Genomic DNA, 23,514 nt, shown 5'->3' with positions numbered 1-23,514 from the left:
TATTTTGATTAACTTTGCAACTCAAATTCAAGGAATATGTCTACAAAAACAGTGTATATTGTTTCAGCAGTAAGAACACCTATTGGAAGCTTCGGTGGAAGTTTGAAAGATTTTACTGCTACGCAATTAGGTGGATTTGCCATTAAAGGGGCTTTGTCTAAAGCAGGCATTGATGCCAGTGAAGTAAATGAAGTTTTGATGGGCTGTGTAATACAAGCTAATACAGGTCAGGCTCCTGCCAGACAGGCTGCAAAATTTGCTGGCCTTCCGGATTCGGTAATTGCAACAACAGTAAATAAGGTTTGTGCAAGTGGTATGAAAGCCATTGCGCAAGGCGTTCAATCTATTTTATTGGGTGATTCAGATATTGTAGTAGCAGGTGGAATGGAGAGCATGAGCAATGTCCCTTTTTACAGTCCTACTATGCGCTGGGGTAACAAATACGGTAATGTGCAAATGATTGATGGACTTGCCAAAGATGGATTAACCGATGTGTATCATAATTATGCAATGGGTAATGCTGCTGAATTGTGTGCCAAGGAGTGCAATATCAGCAGAGAAGACCAGGATGCATTTGCTATTGAAAGCTATAAAAGAAGTCAGGGTGCATGGGAGAAGGGCTGGTTTAATGACGAAATTATACCAGTAGAAATTCCTAATAAAAAAGGAGATCCAATTGTTTTTGCTAAAGATGAAGAACCCTACAATGTTAAGTTTGATAAAATTGCAGGATTAAAGCCAGCTTTTGTAAAAGACGGAACAGTAACGGCTGCCAACGCAAGTACCATGAATGACGGCGCAGCAGCTGTGGTATTAATGAGCAAAGAAAAAGCAGATGCTTTAGGCATTAAGCCTCTGGCAATTGTTCGCGCTTATGCTGATGCTGAACAGGCACCAGAATGGTTTACAACTACTCCTTCATTGGCAGTGCCCAAAGCTGTTGCCAAAGCAGGATTGCAAATGAGCGATATTGATTTTGTTGAATTGAATGAAGCCTTTTCTGTAGTAGGTATTGCGAATACACAGAAAATGAACTTGTCTCCGGATAAAGTAAACGTTCATGGTGGCGCCGTTTCCATTGGACATCCTTTGGGTTGTAGTGGCGCCCGTATTATTGTTACTTTAATAAATGTATTGAAGCAACATGGCGGTAAAATTGGTGCAGCCGGTATTTGTAACGGTGGTGGTGGCGCCAGCGCGATGGTAGTGGAGTTGGCTCAGTAATTACTGATTCCTACTCTTTGTTGAATATATTCAGATTGCGTGGCGGCTTTTAGCATTTCCAATGCAAGGTCGCCCGCATTTATTCTGAAATGATTGGGCTCAGGCGCGTAGTTGATGCTGGTAATATAAATGCCTGTTTCTTCTTTGTCTTGAATATCGGCAGGACAGAAGAAAGTCCAATGCAGATTGCTCTCCAGTAAAGTTTCAAAAGCTTTCAAGTGCTCATTGCCAACAGCCAGATACTCTTCCGGATAATCTTCTCCGTGTAATATCAGGGTATTGTCTTCACTATTTAGCACTCCTAATCCCCCTAAAGCCACAATTCTTCTCTTTCCTTTTTTCTGCATCTGTTCCACAATATGTTTGATGCCAAGACTCCTTGTTTTATCGGAGCCATCTGACGCGCCACCCAATACAGATATGATTACATCTGCATGCTCAATGGCTTTGGCAACATCCTTTTCATTAAATAAATACCCTTTTTGTGCAGTCAATAATTCATTCGTTTGGTCTCTGTCTATTAGAGATTCAACATTTCTTCCGAATGCGGTAACTTGGTGCCCCTGGTTTAAAGCCATTTGTACAATTCTTTTGCCCACCTGACCAGTTGCACCAAAAACAGTAATATTCATAGATAATAGGTTTGAGTGCTATGCTGTTACCTGCTCCTCAATTTCACTCATATTAATGCCCTGATGGCTTTCGTCGTACACACATTCCCCGTTCCTGATAATCAGAATCTGAGGAGACTCATGATAAACATTGAATTTGTCTGCTAACTCGTTAGAGATGTTTCGGTACTTCAATAAATCTAGGTAATAGAAATTGGCATTTGCCGGAGCTTCTTCTCTTTCCAGCCGGTTTAGTGCCATAGAACTGATAGAACAGCGCGTGCTATGTTTAAAAATGACCTGCGGCTTTTCAAATGAATCTCTGATAATCTGATCAATTGCGACTATATCTGTTAAATGAATCCAATTCATGTTGCATCTTTTTGCAAAAATAATTCATTTAAATCTAGCAGCGCAGATTACCCTCTGAAATAGCGGGGATTGGTAGTTGGACATCCTTTTCCCTTAACAGAAGCACAGGAACTGAATACCAGCGCTGTGCTGATGGCAATAAGAAGGATGATGCTGATTTTTTTCATGCTGATGGGCTTTATCTTGGAAGATGTATTTTGCACCTGAACAAAGATATCAATTCAGGTGAATATGCTGCCTGTTTTTGTCTTTGATATTGTTAAATTGTTTAGACTAAACTATAAACGCATGAAGGTTCATTTTATTTCGATTGGGGGAAGCGTAATGCATCAACTGGCCATAGCACTTAAAAAGAAAGGCTATCAGGTAACCGGTTCAGATGATGAAATTTTTGAACCTGCGCTTAGTAATTTGAGAGAAGCGGGCATTTTACCTATCGAAATTGGGTGGAATTCCGAATATATTTCACCTGATTTGGATGCAGTTATTCTTGGAATGCATGCCAGGGCAGATAATCCTGAGTTATTGAGAGCCAAGAATTTAGGACTGCCTATTTATTCATTCCCTGAATATATTTATCAGGAGTCTGTTCAAAAAAAACGGATTATTGTGGGTGGCAGTCATGGAAAAACAACCACAACCAGTATGATTATGCATGTGCTGAAAGAACAGCAGATGGCTTTTGATTATCTGGTGGGAGCTAAACTGGCCGGTTTTGAACAGTCGGTTCAAATAACCAATGCCCCAGTAATTGTATGCGAGGGAGATGAATACCCTGCCAGTGTTTTGGAGAAAAGACCCAAATTCCACTTTTTGTTTCCACATGTAGCCATCCTTACTGGAATTGCCTGGGATCATATCAATGTATTTCCCACATTTGATTTTTATCTGGAACAGTTTGTAATATTTATTCAGAAGATAGAGCCGGGAGGAATATTAATTTACAATGAAACAGATGCTGTGTTGGCCGGGCTAGTGGAGAAGCACATAAGGTCAGATATTCAATATCAACCTTATGGAATTCCTAAACATGAGATCAATAACGGAACTACAACACTTGAAATCAATGGAGTAAAAGGTATCTTAGGTGTTTTTGGAAACCATAATTTGCTAAATGCAATGGCTGCGTATTATGCCTGTTTGCAATTAGGTATTTCTACGGAAACATTTTTGAAAGCAATTGCTAGTTTTACCGGTGCAGCCAAAAGATTAGAGTTGCTGGCCAAAAACAATGTCACTAATATTTACAGGGATTTTGCACACGCACCCAGTAAAGTAAAAGCAACAGTAGAAGCCGTAAGACTGCAATTTCCGGAGAGAAAGTTGATTGCGATTTTAGAGTTACATACCTATAGCAGCCTGAATGTAAATTTCATGAATGAATATAAGGGCGCATTAGATGAAGTAGATGAAGCAGTTGTGTTTTATGCAAAGCATGCATTGGAAATCAAAAAGATGCCCGATTTGCCGGCAGATAAAGTGAAAGAGGGATTTGGGAATGACGAATTGATTGTGTTAAATGATAAAACAGATTTGCTGAATTGGTTGCGGAAAATTAACAGAGCGAATGCAAATATTCTGTTCATGAGTAGTGGAAATTATGATGGATTAAACATAAATTCGTTGGCGGAAGAAATCTTACCAACATCATCCTGAAATTTTACAATGAAATTAAATTTAACCAGACCTATCGCTTTTATTGATCTTGAAACAACCGGTGTAAATGTTAGCACTGACCGAATTGTTGAAATTGCCATTGTGAAAATTTTGACAGATGGAACCAAACAAGTAAAGCGTAAACTGATTAATCCACAGATACCAATCCCCGCAGGAGCCTCAGATGTTCATGGTATAACAGATGAAATGGTAAAAGATGCGCCTAGCTTTAAACAAGTAGCCAATGAAGTAAAGCAGTTTATTGAAAATTGTGATTTAGGAGGGTATAACAGCAATCGCTTTGATATCCCGATGCTGATAGAAGAATTTTTAAGAGCCGGAGTTCCTTTTTCTGCAGATGGCAGAAAGCTGGTTGATGTTCAGAAAGTCTTTCATATGATGGAACAAAGAACATTGGGGGCAGCGTATAAATTTTATTGCAATAAAGTGCTGGAAGATGCCCATAGTGCGGAAGCAGATGCAACTGCAACCTGGGAGGTACTGGAGGCGCAGATTGAACGATATCCTCAGATTGGTAATACGGTAGAAAGTATAGTGAAGTTTACTGGGGAAGATGATATTGTAGACTTTGCAAGAAGATTTGTAAAAGAGAATGGAGTAGAAGTATTTAATTTCGGCAAACATAAGGGTAAGCCCGTTGTTCAGGTATTAAAAGAAGAGCCTCAGTATTATGACTGGATGATGAAAGGCGACTTTGCCATGAACACTAAACAGAAGTTAACAGAAATATTAAACAGAACCCTGCTTAAAAAATAAATGCCGGAGAAAATTGTCATCATACCAACCTATAATGAGAAGGACAATATAGCTTCCATGATTGATGCCGTAATGGCATTGCATCAGGGTTTTCATATTCTGGTGATTGACGATGGTTCGCCGGACGGAACTGCTGACATTGTTAAAAATGCCATTCAAAAATATCCTAATCAGGTTTTTCTGGAAGAGCGAAAAGGCAAATTAGGATTAGGAACGGCGTATATACATGGCTTCAAGTGGTGTCTTCAGAAAGACTATGCTTTTATTTTTGAAATGGATGCCGATTTCTCGCATGACCCAAATGATTTAGAGAGATTATATACAGCCTGTAAAACAGGCAATGCAGATCTTGCAATTGGTAGCCGATATGTTAAAGGAGGGCAAACAGAGAACTGGCCATTAGACAGGCAACTATATTCAAGAGGGGGGGCATTATACACCAAGTTGCTTACTTGGATGCCCATTCAGGACCCAACAGCAGGATTTATCTGTTATAAAAAAGAAGTCCTGGAAGCCATCAATTTTGATATGATTTCTTTTGTGGGCTATGCGTTTCAGATTGAAATGAAATTTGCTGCATGGAAACTGGGTTTTACCATAGTAGAAGTTCCCATTATTTTCAGAGACCGTAAAGTTGGAGTGAGCAAGATGAATAAGGGCATTATTAAGGAAGGAGTACTGGGTGTTATAAGTATACAATGGCAGAGCATGTTTAAAAACTATAGAAAAAGGGTAAAAGCCAGTTAATATTTTTCGTGAAACAAGCATTAATCAAATTACATATTTCGGTATTTCTTGCAGGGTTTACTGGGATACTGGGGGTACTCATTCAATTGAATGAAATGACGCTCGTATGGTATAGGATTATGATAACTGTTGTGAGTTTGTCTGTATTATTTTTCCTTACTAATAAATCAACACGGATTCCCAAAAAACAAGCGGTACATTATTTTCTCATCGGCACTTTGATTGCTTTACATTGGGTAGCTTTCTATGGAAGTATTAAACTTTCCAACGTATCCATCGGACTGGTATGTTTTTCAGCAACAGGCTTATTTACAGCTTTACTAGAGCCAATACTAGTTACCAAAAAACTACAGTGGGTCGAGTTGGGGCTGGGCCTACTGAGCTTATTGGGTATTTATTTGATTTTTCATTTTGATGAAAGATATCAGACAGGAATTGTCGTTGGAATTATTTCTGCATTTCTTGCAGCCCTGTTTTCAGTTTTAAATAAAAAACAGGTAGCAGATGCTGAACCAACCGTAATGATGTTATATGAGTTGACCGGAGGCCTGGTGATACTTACCCTATTGATGCCTGTTTACGCATATTTCTTCCCTGAAACATCTATTATTCCTACAGTCTCAGATTTGGGTTGGTTGCTGGTGCTCAGCTGGCTTTGTACTATTGTAGCGATGCAGCTGATGCTTGATTCTTTAAAAAAAGTATCCGCATTTACTCAGAATCTAAGTCTGAATCTGGAACCTGTTTATGCCATTATCATGGCATTTATTTTTTTTGATGAAAATAAATATCTATCTGCCAGCTTTTATTATGGCGTAGGCTTGATTATTCTTTCTGTTGTCTTACAAATGGTAAGGATGCTGGCAAAGCATTCCTTTAAAATGAAACAATAAATCCGAAGGTAGGTGTAATATTGGCGTCATTGTTGCTTAACAGAAATGGAACTGCATTCCTTCCGTTGGCTTGTATAGGTTGTCCGTCTGTAGTAAGGAATGCAGTGTTGTTTGCATTTCGCTGGAATGTATACACAGCAGGCGCAGGACTTTTAGCCAGGTACCAATTGGTAATGTCTACAAATACATTCAGGGTATATTTTTTGTAGAACCATTTTTTGTCTATGCGAATATCACTGCTGTTAAATGCATTTAGCCTTTGCGAATTCACTCTGCTGAAATCGAGTACGCCAGTGCCCAGTGAAAGAAAGTTTTGTCTGCTGGCAACTAAATCATACGGTGTGAAGGGAACACCACCCTGATAACGGAATTTCAATCCTATTTCCCAATTCCTCTTCAACTTGTATCCTAGCACAGCACTTAGTAAATGTCTGTTGTCCCAGGAGCTTGCCACATAGTTATTGCCTGTATTGGTATATTGGCTTATAAACCAGGTATAACTGAAAACACCATAGAATTGCTTGGTTAATTTTTGCTGTGCAAAGAATTCAAAACCATATGCTCTCCCTTTTCCATTTGTAGTTACTGCTTCATTTCCAAGTACAGAAAAATCCGCACCCTGATTCGATAAACTGATGCCGTTTCGCACACTAACCGGAACGTTGTTGTAACGTTTGTAAAAACCTTCAAAAGTAAAACGGGTAGAAGCAGAAGGCAGATATTCAAAACCTGCTACATAATGCGTGCTCTGCGTGTAATCGGTTTGTTTGTTTACCAGTTCATTGTTATTGTTTCTAAAACCTAAAACGGTATAGGGTAGCATTTTAAAATAAGTGCCAATAGAAGCATTGAAAGTGACTTTATCTGTTATCTGGTAACTTGCTGCTATTCTGGGGCTCAATGTTTTCAGCGGATTCATTCCTGTATTTGTGAATGTATTCTGATCAAATCTGATCCCCCCGCTGATGCCCAGCTTGTTATTCCAAAATCTTTTTCCAACTTGAGTAAATGCACCCAGGCGGGCAAATTGTATGGCACTATTGTAATTGTATGTAACAGCAGGCTGTATAATAGTATTATTGTTATCTGTGATAGCATTGCTAATGAGTTGGTTCGTGTTATTGCTATAGTTTACCCATTGTGCTACAAAACCGTAACTCCATTTTAATCCGTTGATATTCTGATTAACGTCGAATCTAAGCTTGTTCTCAGTTTCTCTTGAACCCAGTTGTAGGGTTCTTGCACCTTTAACAGGCCCCAAATTATTTTCATATTTCTCAAGTTGGTTGTCTAGGCTATTTCTACTTATCGCCAGATTCCAGTATCCGTTTTTTAGCTGATGTTTTAGAGATGCACCAATCGTATAATTCCATTGCTGAATAGAAGGATTGCTATTCAGTACATATAGTTTGTCTGGGGTTGCTACTTTTGGTGCAGCAAAATTAAATTCATCAATTGCCCCAACACCTAAAAGCGTTAGTGTCGTCTTTTTACTTAGCTGGTGAGATATTTTATATTGAAAATCCCAGTAGTTGGGTCGGATAGGCAAATCGATGGCTTTAAACAACAACTGCAAATAACTTCTTCTTGCCGAAGCCAGAAAAGTTGTTTTGCCAGATTTTCCCATAGGGCCATCAAAAGTGGTCGCAAGTTCCGTGCCGCTTAAACGGATATTTCCTTGTACACGGTTGTTGTTTCCTCTTTTTTGATTAAACTCAAAAACAGAGGAAAGGGCATTGTCGAATCGCGCATCAAATGCAGAGGAAGAAAGTTTCACATCTTCAATAAAACTTACGTTAAGAATACCTGTAGGCCCTCCTGCGCTCCCCTGTGTGGCAAAATGATTGATTACCGGTATTTCTATACCATCCAAATAAAAAACGTTTTCGTTGGGGGCACCTCCTCTGATTATAATATCATTCCTGAATCCGGCTGTGCTGGAAGATCCGCCTACACCCGGTAAAGCCTGAATAACCCTGGATATGTCAAAATTGCCTCCCGGATTGGCTTTGATTTCTTCAGAAGTAAGTCTTTGAACACTTAGCGGCGTTTCAAGGGTTGCCGCTTTGGCTGAACGATTCCGGCTGGTACTGGTAACCTGTATATTCCGTAATTCGCTGATAGCAGGTTCTAATTCTATCACCATGGTATTTTCATTACCTGTTACAATAGGAACATTGTACCTGAATTGCGTAGTGAAACCTAAGGCTGAAAACTGAAATGTGTAATAGCCGGGTTTTAATTGCTTGAAGATAAACTTACCTGCCGAGTCGGCAATCAGTTTTTGGTTTAATTGAACAAGCTGAATGGTTGCCCCTGAAATGGGTCTCTGCAATTGTTTGTCCAGAATAATCCCCGAGTAAATGCCACTGTTTTGCGCTAATATACTGCCTGTGCAAAAAACAAGAATCCAGAACCCTGCCCATTTTTTCATATTCATCCATTTATCAAATTCACCACAATTACAATTAATAAATGGGTATTGTTTAATTATCTTCGGAAAATCCAAAATTACAATCAACATGAAACTTCTCCCATTTATCGGTTTACTTGTATTCAGTTTACCTAGTTTTGCTCAGAAAAAACCACTGGATCATTCAGTATATGATGGCTGGCAAAATATTGCAGAACGAATCATAAGTGATAACGGCGAATTCGTCGCTTTCACCGTTGTTCCACAAGAAGGAGACGGTCAATTGTACATCAAAAGAAAAGATGGCAGTTCAGTTGCAGAAATTGAGAGAGGATACAATGCCAATATTACAGATAATAGCCAGTTTTTAATTTGCAGAATCAAAGCTCCTTACAAAGATACCCGTGATGCAAGAATTAAAAAGAAACGTCCGGAAGAGATGCCAAAAGATTCCATTGCCATTGTGAATTTAAGCAATGGGAATATACGGAAAATGGCAGCTGTGAAAAGTTTCAAAATTGCTGATGAAAATGCCGCTCATGTAGCCATTCTTTTTGAAAAGAAAACAGCACCTGCTGCGCCTAGAACAACACAGACTGATAGCACAGCAAAGCCAGTAACACCTGCGCCTGCTGGCAGAAATAATGCAGAACCCGTAGAAGAAGGAACCGATTTGCTAATCATGAATTTGCAATCAGGTGATACCATGGTGTTCCCTTTGGTAAGCGAATATTTCTTTAATAAAAATGGTAATGTTCTTTTGTTTGAAACTACTAAGAAAGCAAACGATAATAAAGTAAAATCCTCTGTTGTGAAATTGGATTTACTAAGCAGAACAAACCGAATAATTCTGTCAGGTTTCAATGACGCGAAATCCTATCGTATGGATGAAGCGGGTAAACAATTGGCATTTATTGCGGAAAGAGATAGTAGTGCAAAGTCTTTGCAAAAGTTTTATAAACTATTCTATCATAAAGATGGAAATGACAGTGCAACTGCAATTGCAGACAGAAGCACAGCCGGTATGCCTGCCAATTATTCCATCAGTGAAAATGCACAGGCCATCAGTTTCAGTAAGTCGGGTAATAGATTGTTTTTTGGAACCGCTCCTATATTGCCGGCGAAAGATACTTTAACACCAGAGTTTGAAAGAGTAAGTTTAGATATATGGCATTATAACGATGATTATTTGCAGCCTGTTCAGTTAAAAAATCTGCAACAAGAATTAAATAAAGCATACCTGGCCAGATTCGATTTTGATAAAATGGCGATTGTTCAGTTAGGAACACCTGCATTCCGATCTGTTATGCAAACTCAGGAAGGAGATGGGGCTGTATTTTATGGTATGGCAGATGAGGGCAAAAGGATTGCCACACAATGGCTTGGGGGCTCGTATATGGATATTTATATGATTGATCCCATTAGCGGTACAAGAAAAATGATTCTGAAAAATATAAAAGGAAATGTATTTGCCTCTTCTACTGGGAAATACCTGGCTATTTATAATGACATTGCCAGAAAATACAGTGTGTATTCAGCAGAAAGCCAACAGATAACTGCTTTGGCTGCAGATATAAAACTGCCTTTGTATGATGTAGAGAATGATGTGCCCGATGAGCCTAATCCTTATGGTGTTGCAGGCTGGCTCGAAAATGACCAGGCATTGCTTATTTATGATCAGTTTGATATTTGGCAGGTTGATCCCACAGGAAAGCAAGCTTCTGTGAATATAACAAATGGGTTGGGCAGAAAGAATCAATTGGTTTTTAGAAACATCAATTTAAACAGGGAAGAGCGGTTTATTACGAATAACCAGCAACTGCTCTTAAATGTTTTTAACAGAAAGAATAAAGAAAGTGGATTAAAAATGCATACGATGGGTACTGCTTTTTCAATCGCTGATGTTGCTGTAGCAACTTTACCAGTAAGAATTTCAGCAGTTGCAAAAGCAAAAAATGCGGATGTTCTTAGTTTTGGAACAGAAACATTTCAACGTTCAACCAATATTGCGATTGCTTCCTTACAGGCAAATACCTTAATGAAGGAGGTGCAGAATGCAACTGTACTGCATCAGCCCAATCCTCAGCAAGCTCAGTACAATTGGGGTACGGCAGAACTATTCACCTGGAAAGCATATACTGGTAAAGTAGCGGAAGGAATTATTTACAAACCCGAAGATTTTGATCCTAAGAAAAAATATCCAATGATTGCTTATTTCTATGAAAGAAGCAGCGATGGTTTGTACAGTTACAGTGCGCCTGCACCAACCCCCTCTCGTTTAAATATTCCATTTTTTGTAAGTAGAGGATATATCGTGTTTGTTCCAGATATCTGGTATAAGACAGGATATCCTGGTCAGGGTGCTTATGATTACATTGTGAGTGGTACAAGAGCCGTTGTAGCAAAAGGGTATGTAGATAGCACCAAGCTGGGCCTTCAGGGACAAAGCTGGGGTGGATACCAGATAGCGCACGTAATTACCCGAACTCCTCTTTATGCAGCTGCCTGGGCTGGTGCACCTGTAGCTAATATGACTAGTGCCTATGGAGGAATCCGTTGGGGAACAGGTTTAAATAGACAGTTCCAGTATGAAAAGACGCAAAGTCGCATCGGTGCCAATCTTTGGGAGAAACCCAATTTATATATCGAGAACTCCCCTTTGTTCCATTTTCCGAAAGTAAAAACGCCGGTAGTGGTAATGGCAAATGATGCGGATGGAGCAGTTCCCTGGTATCAGGGTATTGAAATGTTTACAGCACTTAGAAGATTGGGTAAGCAAGTATGGATGCTGAATTACAATAACGAAGACCATAATCTGGTAGAAAGAAAAAATAGAAAAGATATACAAATTAGAGAACAGCAATTCTTTGACTACTTGTTGAAAGGAGAGAAACCTGCTAAATGGATTGCTGAGGGAGTGCCTGCCATCATGAAAGGCAGAGACTGGGGTTTAGGATATTAATTAAAAATAAATTAATTTAAGCTATGTTTTTTGAATGTATGCAATTATAAAACATAGCAAGTTAACTTCCTGGCTGGTATTTGTGTTGATGATAGTCATTACACAAGTGCTGGCCTGGAAGTGGTTTGATAAAGAGAGAAGTCTTGAAAAGCAACTAGTAGAACGAGAAGTGATTCATATTGGTAATCTGATTGAAACCACTATTCAAAATAGCAATTCCATTACTAGTGTAATGGCTTCCATGGTAGAACATGATTTACTCAACAATCATTTCGATTTAATCGCAGAAAAATTACTGAACCAAAATAAATATATAGATGGCATTCAGTTGGTGCAAGACATGGTAATTACACATACGTATCCCCTAAAAGGAAATGAAAAAGCCATTGGATATAATTTAAAAACAGATCCTTCCCATGTCAGGGAACTCATGCTAAGTAGTTCTTTACAGCAATTGCATTTTGAAGGTCCGTTTAATTTAAGACAAGGTGGAATTGGGTTTGTAGGCAGATATCCCATTATTCAACAAGATACTTTGTGGGGCTTTGCAGCAGTTATCATCCGAAAAGAAAACTTTATTAAATCACTTGGATTAAACCAATCTGGAATTAGCAATTTGTTTTATTATCAGTTAAGAAAGCAACAGGAAGGAGCAAAATATACCCCTTTGTTTGCTAATAATAGAACCGATTTTTCTTCAGGGGTTATAGCAGAAAAGTATAATGCTGTTGGGGATTGGATTATACAGGTAAAACTAAAAAAATCCAGAGCTACAAAAATGGGGTTGTCTTTATCACTGATTGGGTTATTGATTTCCTTAATTATGTTTTATACGATGATACTTAATTTGAAGCGCTATTAAAAAAAAATAGTCCCTGTATCGGGACTATTTTTTTCTGTATCGGTATTATTTACTTATTATTCTTCACATATTTTTCAAGCCACTGGAATTGTTCCCATAGCGTATGTAGTACATTCTCTTTGCCTCTGTAACCATGTGCTTCATAAGGCAGATAAACAAATCTTACTGTACCGCCGTTGCCCTTGATTGCAGCATACAGTCTTTCGCTATTTATAGGATAAGTTCCTGTGTTATCGTCAGCTTCTCCATGTATTAAAAGTATAGGAGTCTTTATTTTATCAGCATAGCTAAATGGACTCATCTGATAATATAATTCCGGTGCCTGCCAATAAGTTCTGTCTTCGTTCTGAAAACCAAAAGGCGTAAGAGTTCGGTTATAAGCACCACTTCTGGCTATCCCTGCTTTAAACCAGTTGGTATGCGCCAGCAAATTCGCAGTCATAAAAGCACCATAACTATGTCCACCAACTGCTACTCTGTTTTTGTCGGCGATACCCATTCCCGATAAATGTTCAATGGCAGCTGCTGCATTCAATTTTAGTTGTTCAATAAAATTGTCATTGGGTTTTTTGTCAGCTCCAGAAGCTACAATTGGCATTTCTGCATTGTCCAATACTGCATAACCTTGTGTTACATAATAAATGGGAGATCCCCAGCTTAATGTTGTAAAACGGTCTTTGCTTCCCCTTATTTGAGCAGCATCTGCTGCAGAATTGAATTCTCTTGGATAAGCCCAAATAATCAAAGGCAATGGCCCTTTACTCTTGTCATAGCCACTGGGTAAATACAGGTCTCCTGTTAAATCCACGCCATCAGCACGCTTGTATTTTATTTTTTCTTTGGTTACCGTTTCCAATGCGGGGTAAGGATTCGTAAATGCGGTGATGGCTTCATCTGCCTTTCTGAGTTTTAGGTTTTTGATATAATAGTTGGGTACCTGTTTTTGTGATTCTTTTCTAGATAATAAAATCAGATTGTTGGCATCCAGCACATCTGTTACCTGTTCAAATTCACCCTCGTTGCATCTCCAGATAATTTCGTTCTGTTTGGTTGCTAAATCAAATTTAGCCAGAAATGGAAGATCACCTTTGGGAGAAGAACCTGTAGTATTATTCATTAAAAGTTTAGTGCCGTTATCAATGGTAACAATAACGTTTCTTCCATAATTGTTTTTGGTTGTAACAGGTGACCCGGGGTTGCCATAAGCATCAGTTTGGTTTCTCTCGTATAGTAATTCCAAGCTTTCTTTTTTGCTACTATATGCACTTACTCGGTTGAGTTGCTTGCTTCTTGAAATTTCATTTACCAGTGCAATATTCTCATTACCCCAGATAGTTCCACTATAACGGAGTTTGGTTTTAAATAATGTTTTTGGAGTGCCGGTGAAAGGTGCGCTTAATGCCAATACAGCATCTCTGAATGGTACTTGTTTCTTAATCAAACCGCTGTCTAGGGGTTCTGCCCAAGTTATGGTTGCAGCTTCATCATCTCTCCAGTCAAAAGCCCTGGGGACGTTCTGGGTATTATCGTAGCCAGAGGGTGTACCTTCTGTTGAGGGCAATTCTACCAATAGCTTAACTGTGTTGCCAGCAAGGTCAGAAATAATCATTTTAGAAGGGAAACCATTGGCGGTAACCAGGTAGGAGAATGGTTGCTGCAATTGCTTCTGCAACAAGTATTTTTTATCCGGAGACAAACTAAAACTGCTTAAAATGCATGGCTTACCAGAAAGGGTTTCTATCCCATTTTTGTTCATTACCAACTGCGAAGTGGCGTAAAACTGAAAGAGCTGTTCGTCATAAGGACTTTTGATTAAATCCTGATAAGTTGGGCTGGGAGCTGTTTTGCCGAGATTCTGTTGAATGGTTGGGCCTTTAGGAGTGATAGGCTTTTTAGGAGCAGCGGCTGCGGCTGAAATGGTAGATTTGTACAGAATGGTATTGTCATCTACCCATGTATACGCATTTCCCAAAACAGTGTTTAATGGACGCTTGTTAACTTTGGTAGCTTTCTTAGTTGCTATATCAATTACATACAAGTCTACCTGTGTACCTGAAGTATGCGTAAATGCAATCTTGTTTTCTGAAGGGCTCCAGCTTACAGAACCTGCCAGTAAATTGGAAGGTAATCCTGCAATTGAATAAATCTTGTTCTCCTTCAGTTGCTTCAGTTGAAAATTATTAATGAAATTTTGTCGGCTGGGAGAAAAATTATTGGGATTTAGTCTTAAACCGGCTACTCTTATTTCCGGTTGTCCCAACTCTTCCACTGTTGGATAAGAGTTTCTTCCAGACAACAACATCCAGGTGGCAGATCCATCCACACTAACAGAAGGAGTAGGGGCTGCCAACAGTAAATCTGCAATCACTTTCGGTGGTGTCTGATAACTTATGGCATCCTGTGCTTTCAAAAAGAGACTGGCTCCAGTAAGCGAAAGTGCCAAAAGAATGATTTTGTTCATTTTCATATGATGATAAAATTTATAAGGGAATCAATTCCCCAAATTAACAATTTATCTCTGTGCATGCCAGCCAGTACCCGCTTTTTAAAATATTTTTTGTCTTTCCGAATCTCCCTTGTAGTTTTGCGATACAATGAATCAAAACTTACATCTACACCATCATCATATGCAACCTAACGGGTAGGCATCGGTGTATTGTATTATGATATTAAACACTAAGCTTACCTATCGGTAGGCTTTTTTGTTTTTATTAACTGATTAAAAAAATGAATATGACAGCAGAAAATGATTGTAAAAAGCTGAGATTGGCTATTCAGAAGAGTGGTCGGTTGCACGATGATTCAATGAAGCTTTTAAAAGAATGTGGAATTGATATCAGTAATGGGGTTAATAAGCTCAAAGCTGAAGCAACCAATTTTCCCATTGAAGTGTTTTTTCTGAGAGACGATGATATCCCACAATATGTTGAGGATGGTGTTGCCGATATTGGATTCGTAGGAGAGAATGTCATTTTTGAGAAAAATAAACAGGTGGCCATTGCTGAAAAACTGGGATTTGGAAAATGCAGACTAAGCATAGCTATTCCCAAAGGGCAGGATTATCCTTCGTCTCAGTTTTTGCATGGAAAAAAAATTGCAACCAGTTATCCTGTCATCGTAAACAACTATTTGCAAAGTCAGGGTGTTAAAGCAGAAATTCACGAAATCAGTGGAAGTGTTGAAATTGCTCCCGGAATAGGTCTGGCTGATGCCATTTGTGATTTGGTTAGCAGTGGATCTACGCTTTTCATGAATGGGTTGAAAGAAGTGGAAGTGATATTTGAATCTGAGGCAGTATTAATAAAACAGTCAGCGTTGAATACAACGCAGATTCAGTTGCTGGATCGTTTGATATTCCGGATACAGTCTGTTAAGAAGGCAAAGAATAATAAGTATATTTTATTGAATGCACCAAATGAAAGATTGAATGATATCATTTCCTTGCTACCCGGAATGAAGAGTCCAACAGTATTACCATTGGCTACAGAAGGATGGAGTAGTGTGCATAGCGTCTTAAACGAGAATGATTTCTGGAATATTATTGAACAATTAAAGGAAGCAGGCGCAGAAGGAATTTTGGTTGTGCCTATTGAAAAAATGATAATGTAATATGAATACAATCGCTTTCCCTCAAAAGTCTTCATGGGAGTCAATTATTGTCAGACCCGTCGCAGATAGTAGCACTTTAATGGCAAAAGTAAAATCTGTCTTGGATGAGGTTAAACAGCAAGGAGACACTGCAATTCAGCAATACACGAAACTATTTGACGGGGTTGAATTGTCTCAGTTCACTGTAACTGAGGAAGAAATTCAGGAAGCAGTTCATGTCTTAGATAAAGACTTAAAACTTGCCATTGAGAACGCTGCTGCTAATATCCGGAGCTTTCATTCACATCAGTTGAAATCAGAACCGATGGTAGAAACAATGCCTGGAATACAATGCTGGAGAAAATCGGTAGGGATTGATAAGGTTGGCCTGTATATCCCAGGCGGATCTGCGCCATTATTTTCTACTATTTTAATGTTGGGTATTCCAGCTTCAATTGCAGGTTGCGGTGAAGTTATTCTTTGTTCACCACCAGATAAGTCTGGTAAGCTACATCCGGCAATTTTATTTGCAGCTCAATTGGTGGGGATTCGGAAAATCTTCAAAATAGGTGGTGTGCAGGCGATAGGAGCAATGGCATTTGGCACAAAGACCGTTCCTGCTGTATACAAAATTTTCGGACCCGGTAATCAATATGTAACAGCTGCCAAGCAATTGGTTCAACTGGAGGGACTGGCCATTGATATGCCTGCAGGACCCAGTGAAGTTTGTGTGATGGCTGATGAAACAGCCGTTCCTGCATACGTTGCTGCCGACCTATTAAGTCAGGCAGAACATGGACCAGACAGTCAGGTTGTTTTGGTGAGCACTTCGTCGGAGATGATTAATCAGGTGAAGCTTGAAATAGAAAAACAACTGGCTGAATTGCCCAGGAAGGAAATTGCAGCTATCGCGCTATCGAATAGTCGTGCAGTATTAATGAACACTATAGAAGAAGCAATTGAATTGGTAAATGCTTATGCAGCTGAGCATTTAATTATTGCCTGCAACAATGCGGAAAGTATTGCAGAAAAAATTGTGAATGCAGGCTCTGTATTTATTGGCAATTATTCACCTGAGTCCGTAGGGGATTATGCCAGTGGTACCAATCATACCTTACCAACCAATGCTTATGCAAGAATGTACAGTGGTGTTAGTGTAGATAGTTTCGTTAAGAAAATCACTTTTCAAAAACTAACCAAAGAGGGGCTAATTTCCATTGCAACCACCGTAGAAAAAATGGCAGAAGCAGAAGGTTTGTCCGCCCATGCAAGAGCCGTAAGTATCAGAACTAAATAGAAAAATATGTTTAATGTAAATACACTGGTAAGAGCCAATATAGCAGGATTAACTCCTTATTCCTCTGCACGCGATGAATTCAGCGGCGAAGCAAAAGTCTTTCTTGATGCAAATGAAAACAGCTTGGGGTCTCCATTAAAAAAATGGTACAATCGTTATCCAGACCCTCATCAGAAAGCCATTAAGCATAAGCTTGCTCAGATAAAGGGGATAGCAGCTGAGCATATTTTTTTAGGAAATGGCAGCGATGAATGCATTGATTTGCTGTATCGTTGTTTTTGTAATCCGGGCAAAGACAACGTGATTATTTGTCCTCCAACCTATGGCATGTACGAAGTAAGTGCGAACATTAATGATGTGGAGGTAAAAAAAGTTTCCCTGTTGCCCAATTTTGAACTCGATTTATCGGGTATTGAAGATGCTATTGACAATCAAACCAAATTAATCTGGATATGTTCTCCTAATAATCCAACAGGTAATTCACTTAAACGATTGGATATTGAAACCTTGTTGAATAATTTTAAAGGGCTGGTGATTGTTGACGAAGCTTATATTAATTTTTCTAAGCAAAAATCATTTGTTCAGGAATTAACAGAGTATCCTAACCTTGTTGTCTTACAAACTTTGAGTAAAGCATGGGGTTTGGCAGGATTAAGACTGGGTATGGCTTTTGCCTCTACTGCTATTATAGAAATTTTAAATAGAGTGAAGCCGCCTTATAATATAAATCAAGCAACTCAGGAGTTGGTACTGACTGCTCTGGAAGAAGTTGGTCAGGTAAATGATATGATTCGTTTATTGGTAGACATGCGTGATGCTTTGGCAGAAGTTTTTTCGTCTATGCCAACTGTAGAGAGGGTTTATCCATCCGATGCCAATTTTATCCTGGTTAAAGTAAAGGATGCAAGAGCAGTATATGAATTTTTATTATCAAAAGGTATTGTACTTCGGGATAGAAGTAATGTGCAGCTTTGTGGTGATTGTTTGCGTATTACCGTTGGTTCTGAACAGGACAATACCTTGCTTGTTGATGCCATGCAAGACTGGTATCAATTGAATGCTTAATTTCACGTCTTAATTAATAAAATACTATGAAAAAATATCTGTTGGGAGTCCTTGGCTTTTTGCCGTTTTTAACTGTTGTTGCTCAAAAGCAACCAGAAGTTCCAATTAAACTTCCTGCTGGTTTTTCCAGTCAGATTGTTGCTAGTAATTTCGGAAGAGTAAGGCATATTGCTGTTAATACCAATGGCGATTTGTATATGAAACTGGAACGTTTGGTGAATGGAAAAGGAATTTATCGTTTAAGGGATAAAAATAAAGACGGTATCATGGAAGACACCCTAGCTTTCGGCAACTATACCGGAACTGGTATTGGCATATACAGAGGGTATTTGTATGCAACTTCTGATGAAGCTATTTATAGGTATCAGTTAGACGCCAATCAGGATATCGTAAATCCGGATAAGCCGGAAATAGTAGTGAGTGGCCTGCTGAACCAACGTCAGCATGCTTCCAAATCTATCACTTTTGATCTGGTAGGAAATATTTATGTGAATATTGGGGCTCCGTCCAATGTTTGTCAGGAAAAAGACAGACAGAAAGGATCGCTTGGAATGACTCCATGTCCAATCCTAGAAAACGCAGGGGGTATCTGGCAGTTCAGCACAGCTAAACTCAACCAGAAATTAGCTGACGGGGTAAGATATGCTACTGGTATGCGGAATGCTTTGGGTATTGACTGGAATACGGAAGTAAATGATTTATATGTAACCATTCATGGAAGAGATATGTTGTTTCAGGATTTTCCGGAAATGTATGATCAGAAAAGAGGAGCGGAGCTTCCTTCAGAAACATTTTATCGGGTTAAAAAAGGAGATGATTGCGGCTGGCCATATATTCATTGGGATCATTTTCAGAACAAAAAAATCCTAAACCCTGAATATGGCGGTGATGGTAAAAAGGAGGGAGCTCCTAATGCCATCAGTCCATTGGTAGGTTTCCCGGGTCATATGGCTCCCAATGCATTATTAATGTACAATGGTAATCAGTTTCCTGATAAATACAAGCATGGTGCTTTCATTGCTTTTCACGGAAGTTGGAATAGAACACCCGAGCCTCAGGAAGGATTCTATGTGGTATTTGTGCCAATGAAAAATGGTGTGCCTACCGGAAAATGGGAGGTATTTGCAGATGGCTTTTCTGGTATGAGTCCGGTAACTAATTTGTCTGCAGCAAAGCATCGTCCAACCGGATTAACAATGGGACCTGATGGTGCCATTTATGTTTCTGATGATAAGGCTGGCTATGTTTGGAAAATATCTTACAAGAAATAGCAAATATGAAGCAACTGAATATTGTATTGATTTGTTTAATTGTGGCATATTGTTCTGCAAAAGCACAAGTTAAGTCTGCAAGTAAATCTATGAAGCCTGCTGGTGCTCAGTTAAAGCCAACCATCGATCCTAGGCAGATGGGCAATGGTAAAAAAGTATATGATTTATACTGTCAGGCTTGTCATCAGGCAGATGGGAATGGCGTTCCAAGACTGAATCCGCCTTTATCGGGTACAGTGTATGTGAACGGGAGTAAAACCCGTTTAATAGACATTGTTTTGAAAGGACTGAATACGCCACTGGAAATTAACGGAGAGGAATATGAAAACCCAATGGCCGCTCATGATTTTCTTACGGATCAGCAAATAGCTGATGTTTTAACATTTGTGAGAAATAGTTTCGGGAATAAATCAGGGCCGGTAACCATTGCAGAAGTAAAAAAGCAAAGAGCAAAAAAATAATATGAAAAGGATTCTATTTATTGATAGGGATGGAGTGGTTTTAGAGGAGCCTCCGTTGGATTTTCAGATTGATGATATTTACAAAACCAGTTTTGTAAAAGGGGCATTAACCCAACTGGCTAGAATTTCAGCGGAATTTGATTTTTATAAAGTGATGGTAACCAATCAGGATGGTTTGGGAACCGACGCTTATCCTGAGTCTCAGTTTTATCCTTATCATGACCTGATGGTAAGAACACTGGATTCAGTAGGTTTTGTCTTTGATGAGATGATTATTGATAAAACCTTTGCTTCGGATAACCAACCCACCCGTAAGCCAGGCACTGCATTGCTCAGTCATTTAATGAATAATCCATCCTATGATCTTGCTAATTCTTTTGTGATTGGTGATCGCTGGAGTGACATTCAACTGGCAATTAATCTGGGGGCCAAAGCCATTTATTTCAAATCAGGATTACATCAGTTAACTGCTGAGCAGGAAGCATTATTTAAGGAAGCAATTGTTTTGGAAACGGATTCCTGGGAAACGATTTATCAGTTTCTAAAATCCGGACTCAGACAGGTGCATCATGAAAGAAATACAAACGAAACCCAGATATCCATTGATTTAAATATGGATGGAACTGGCAAAGCAAATATTCATACAGGCCTTGGCTTTTTTGATCATATGCTAGATCAGATTGCCAGACACGGAAAGATGGATTTGACCATAACAGCAAAAGGTGATTTACACATTGATGAACACCATACAATTGAAGATACCGGCATTGCACTAGGAGAGGCTTTTGCGAGCGCACTTTCAGATAAGAGGGGCATGGAAAGATATGGTTTTGCATTGCCAATGGATGAGGCTGACGCAAAAGTGGTCATTGATTTTGGCGGTAGAAACTGGCTAGTATGGAATGCAGATTTCAAAAGAGAAAAAATAGGGGAAATGCCCACCGAAATGTTCTTTCATTTCTTTAAAAGCTTTAGTGATGGGGCCAGATGCAATTTGAATATTGAATGCAGGGGAGATAATGAGCATCATAAGATTGAAGCTATATTTAAGGCATTTGCCAAAGCCATCCGAATGGCAGTAAAAAGAGATCCTCTAAGTAACTATTTACCTTCTACTAAAGGAGTGCTGTAATTATTTTTTGTGTTTTCCATGTTAAGTCTCATATTTGCAATATGATTTTAGTAAATAAGCATTGGTGGTGGCATTCTGACTCTGAACGGGGAATGTAGTGCTATAACCAGTACTGAACAATATTGTAAGAGCCCCGGATGTATTTCTGGGGCTTTTTTTTTGATTTTAAGTATTAGAAAATGAACAAAATACAATTGAATACTACCGGTAAAAAAATGTTGGGAGATATTTATACTCCGGTGGGTATTTATTTAAGGCTAAGGGATCGTTTCCGCGATACGATTTTGCTGGAGAGTACAGATCATCATGCGCACGACAATAGTTATTCTTTTATATGTATTAATGCTATTGGTGGAATTGAAATTACATCTAGAGATATTATTGAATATAAATTGCCAGGATCTGACCCTGTAAAGTCTGTTCTTGATCCGTCAAAAAAAGTAGCTACCCATCTTTGGGATTTCATGAATTCTTTTCAGGTTTCAGTTCCGGAAGATGCTGCATATTCATTTGCACAGGGGCTATTTGGGTATAATTGTTTTGATGCAATTGATTTTTTTGAACCTTCCATTGCCTCAGATACAAATACACCAATAATTCCTTTGGTTCGATATAGACTTTATCAATATGTAATTGCATTTAACCATTTCAAAGATGAACTGATTATTTGTGAAAACACCATTCCTGGAATAAAGGGTGATCTGCAAATGGTTGAGTCACTCATTCGCATAAAAGATGTTCCTGTATATCCATTTGCTGTTGCCGGAGAACTGCAGTCGAATATGACAGATGAATCGTATATCTCACTTGTAAAAAAAGGTATTGAGCATTGCATGCGTGGAGATGTTTTCCAAATTGTGCTCAGCAGAAGATTCAGTCAGGCGTTTACCGGCGATGAGTTCAATGTATACCGCACACTAAGAAGTATTAATCCCTCTCCTTATTTATTCTTCTTTGATTATGGTGATTATAAAATTATGGGCTCTTCTCCGGAAGCGCAATTGGTAATAAAGAACGGAAAGGCAGTTGTTCATCCGATTGCAGGCACTTTTAAAAGAACGGGCGATGATGCAACTGATCAACAGGCTGCTACAGCATTACTTGCAGATCAGAAGGAAAATGCAGAACATGTTATGCTGGTAGATCTTGCCAGAAACGATTTAAGCAGGGTATGCGAAGATGTTAAAGTTGCGCAATATCGACAGGTTCATTATTACAGTCATGTGATTCATTTAGTAAGTGAAGTAGAGGGGAGTATTAAGGGGATTAAAAATCCTTTTGAAATTTTTGCAGCAAGTTTTCCTGCAGGCACACTAAGTGGCGCTCCAAAAATAAAAGCCATTGATATAATTAAACAACTGGAACCAACACAGCGTAGTTTTTATGGAGGAGCTATCGGATTTGTTGGTTTTGATGGAAGTTTTAATCATGCCATTATGATTAGAACCTTCCTTAGTAAAAACAATCAACTCATCAGTCAGGCAGGAGCAGGTGTGGTGGCGGCCAGTGTTCCACAGAGTGAATTGCAGGAAGTGAATAATAAATTAAACGCTTTGCATCAGGCAGTTTCTCTTGCTTCAACTGTTATTTAATTGATACTATGAAAATTCTTGTTTTTGATAATTATGATTCATTCACCTACAATCTAGTGCATTTGATTGCAAAGATTACAGGTGAATATCCGGACGTATATAGAAATGATCAGATTGATTTGTCTAAAGTAAGCGAGTATGATAAAATTGTTTTGTCGCCCGGACCTGGAATTCCAGAAGAAGCTGGTTTGCTTAAACCCTTGATTAAAGAGTATGCTTCCAGCAAATGTATACTTGGTGTTTGCCTTGGACATCAGGCCATCGGCGAAGTATTTGGAGCAACCTTAATTAATCTTCCCAAAGTTTACCATGGAATTGCCATGCCGGTTTTTCCCCAGCCTTTGGTGAATGGCAAATGTTCTCCTCTGTACAGAGGTTTGGGCGATGCCATCCAAGTCGGCAGGTATCATAGCTGGGCCGTGTCTTCAGATCAATTGCCGGATGAACTTGTGGTAACAGCCAAAGACGAAAATGGGTTGATTATGGGCTTGATGCACCGCCAGTATGATATTGAAGGAGTACAGTTTCATCCAGAAAGCATACTGACACCGCAAGGAGAAACAATCATCAAAAACTGGTTAAATAAGTAAG

19 protein-coding genes are annotated in these 23,514 nt (G+C 39.0%); 15 read left to right on the top strand and 4 right to left on the bottom strand.

The window, feature by feature from the left end; all coding sequences use genetic code 11:
• Positions 1–36: 36 nt before the first annotated feature.
• Entirely contained in the window at positions 37–1,224 is a 1,188-nt protein-coding gene (locus TEGAF0_RS03780; protein WP_264900179.1) for an acetyl-CoA C-acyltransferase, read from the top strand.
• Here the strand turns inward: TEGAF0_RS03780 and TEGAF0_RS03775 are convergent.
• Together TEGAF0_RS03775 and ytxJ are read right to left on the bottom strand one after the other, a co-directional pair.
• Positions 1,218–1,856 carry an NAD(P)-dependent oxidoreductase gene (locus tag TEGAF0_RS03775; protein ID WP_264900177.1) on the bottom strand — a complete coding sequence of 213 codons (639 nt, stop codon included), beginning with the start codon at positions 1,854–1,856 and terminating at the stop codon, positions 1,218–1,220. The two genes, TEGAF0_RS03780 and TEGAF0_RS03775, sit on opposite strands and share 7 nt — an antisense overlap.
• An 18-nt stretch (positions 1,857–1,874) precedes the next feature.
• Entirely contained in the window at positions 1,875–2,207 is a 333-nt protein-coding gene (gene ytxJ, locus TEGAF0_RS03770) for a bacillithiol system redox-active protein YtxJ (protein ID WP_264900175.1), read from the bottom strand.
• Positions 2,208–2,495: 288 nt separating this feature from the next.
• On the opposite strand from ytxJ, the gene TEGAF0_RS03765 reads away from it, so the two are divergent.
• Genes TEGAF0_RS03765 through TEGAF0_RS03750 form a run of 4 tightly spaced genes read left to right on the top strand, consistent with a single transcriptional unit; the run spans position 2,496 to position 6,280 of the window.
• Positions 2,496–3,863 (top strand): UDP-N-acetylmuramate--L-alanine ligase, encoded by a 1,368-nt coding sequence (locus tag TEGAF0_RS03765; protein ID WP_264900173.1) that lies wholly within the window; start codon positions 2,496–2,498, stop codon positions 3,861–3,863.
• A gap of 9 nt (positions 3,864–3,872) precedes the next feature.
• On the top strand, positions 3,873–4,640 hold the full coding sequence (locus tag TEGAF0_RS03760) for a 3'-5' exonuclease (protein ID WP_264900172.1): 768 nt from the start codon (positions 3,873–3,875) through the stop codon (positions 4,638–4,640).
• Positions 4,641–5,387 (top strand): polyprenol monophosphomannose synthase, encoded by a 747-nt coding sequence (locus TEGAF0_RS03755; RefSeq protein ID WP_264900170.1) that lies wholly within the window; start codon positions 4,641–4,643, stop codon positions 5,385–5,387.
• 8 nt (positions 5,388–5,395) lie between these two features.
• The gene (locus tag TEGAF0_RS03750) at positions 5,396–6,280 is read left to right on the top strand and encodes a DMT family transporter (RefSeq protein WP_264900169.1); all 885 of its coding nucleotides are present in this window, start codon (positions 5,396–5,398) and stop codon (positions 6,278–6,280) included.
• On the opposite strand, the gene TEGAF0_RS03745 is transcribed toward TEGAF0_RS03750, so the two are convergent.
• A complete protein-coding gene (locus TEGAF0_RS03745) occupies positions 6,264–8,714 on the bottom strand; it encodes a TonB-dependent receptor (protein WP_264900168.1) in 2,451 nt (816 codons plus the stop codon). The genes TEGAF0_RS03750 and TEGAF0_RS03745 overlap by 17 nt on opposite strands.
• Positions 8,715–8,802: 88 nt before the next feature.
• Here TEGAF0_RS03745 and TEGAF0_RS03740 point away from each other — a divergent pair, with 88 nt between their 5' ends.
• Together TEGAF0_RS03740 and TEGAF0_RS03735 are read left to right on the top strand one after the other, a co-directional pair.
• Positions 8,803–11,655 (top strand): alpha/beta hydrolase family protein, encoded by a 2,853-nt coding sequence (locus TEGAF0_RS03740; protein ID WP_264900167.1) that lies wholly within the window; start codon positions 8,803–8,805, stop codon positions 11,653–11,655.
• A 34-nt stretch (positions 11,656–11,689) separates the two neighbouring features.
• Entirely contained in the window at positions 11,690–12,517 is an 828-nt protein-coding gene (locus TEGAF0_RS03735) for a CHASE domain-containing protein (RefSeq protein WP_264900165.1), read from the top strand.
• Between the two features lie 49 nt (positions 12,518–12,566).
• On the opposite strand, the gene TEGAF0_RS03730 is transcribed toward TEGAF0_RS03735, so the two are convergent.
• The gene (locus TEGAF0_RS03730) at positions 12,567–14,984 is read right to left on the bottom strand and encodes a S9 family peptidase (RefSeq protein WP_264900163.1); all 2,418 of its coding nucleotides are present in this window, start codon (positions 14,982–14,984) and stop codon (positions 12,567–12,569) included.
• 266 nt (positions 14,985–15,250) lie between these two features.
• Between TEGAF0_RS03730 and hisG the strand changes: the two genes are divergently transcribed.
• The 8 genes from hisG to TEGAF0_RS03690 all read left to right on the top strand — a co-directional run bounded on the left by hisG (position 15,251) and on the right by TEGAF0_RS03690 (position 23,513).
• A complete protein-coding gene (gene hisG, locus TEGAF0_RS03725) occupies positions 15,251–16,126 on the top strand; it encodes an ATP phosphoribosyltransferase (protein ID WP_264900160.1) in 876 nt (291 codons plus the stop codon).
• Between the two features lies 1 nt (position 16,127).
• Positions 16,128–17,402 carry a histidinol dehydrogenase gene (hisD, locus tag TEGAF0_RS03720; RefSeq protein WP_264900158.1) on the top strand — a complete coding sequence of 425 codons (1,275 nt, stop codon included), beginning with the start codon at positions 16,128–16,130 and terminating at the stop codon, positions 17,400–17,402.
• A gap of 6 nt (positions 17,403–17,408) precedes the next feature.
• Positions 17,409–18,467: a histidinol-phosphate transaminase gene (hisC, locus tag TEGAF0_RS03715; protein ID WP_264900156.1), complete on the top strand. Its 1,059-nt coding sequence runs from the start codon at positions 17,409–17,411 to the stop codon at positions 18,465–18,467.
• 26 nt (positions 18,468–18,493) lie between these two features.
• Positions 18,494–19,738, top strand: coding sequence for a PQQ-dependent sugar dehydrogenase (locus TEGAF0_RS03710; RefSeq protein ID WP_264900154.1), 1,245 nt, complete (start codon positions 18,494–18,496; stop codon positions 19,736–19,738).
• Positions 19,739–19,743: 5 nt separating this feature from the next.
• Positions 19,744–20,199, top strand: a complete 456-nt coding sequence (locus tag TEGAF0_RS03705; RefSeq protein WP_264900153.1) for a c-type cytochrome — start codon at positions 19,744–19,746, stop codon at positions 20,197–20,199.
• A 1-nt stretch (position 20,200) separates the two neighbouring features.
• The gene (hisB, locus tag TEGAF0_RS03700; RefSeq protein ID WP_264900152.1) at positions 20,201–21,331 is read left to right on the top strand and encodes a bifunctional histidinol-phosphatase/imidazoleglycerol-phosphate dehydratase HisB; all 1,131 of its coding nucleotides are present in this window, start codon (positions 20,201–20,203) and stop codon (positions 21,329–21,331) included.
• Positions 21,332–21,510: 179 nt separating this feature from the next.
• Entirely contained in the window at positions 21,511–22,923 is a 1,413-nt protein-coding gene (locus tag TEGAF0_RS03695) for an anthranilate synthase component I family protein (protein WP_264900151.1), read from the top strand.
• Between the two features lie 8 nt (positions 22,924–22,931).
• Positions 22,932–23,513: an anthranilate synthase component II gene (locus tag TEGAF0_RS03690; protein ID WP_264900149.1), complete on the top strand. Its 582-nt coding sequence runs from the start codon at positions 22,932–22,934 to the stop codon at positions 23,511–23,513.
• Position 23,514 lies beyond the last annotated feature (1 nt).

This window comes from Sediminibacterium sp. TEGAF015 (assembly GCF_025997995.1).
Lineage (GTDB): Bacteria > Bacteroidota > Bacteroidia > Chitinophagales > Chitinophagaceae > Sediminibacterium.
The sequence above is the reverse complement of the archived record's forward strand: the minus strand, read 5'-3'. Positions and strand labels throughout refer to the sequence as shown.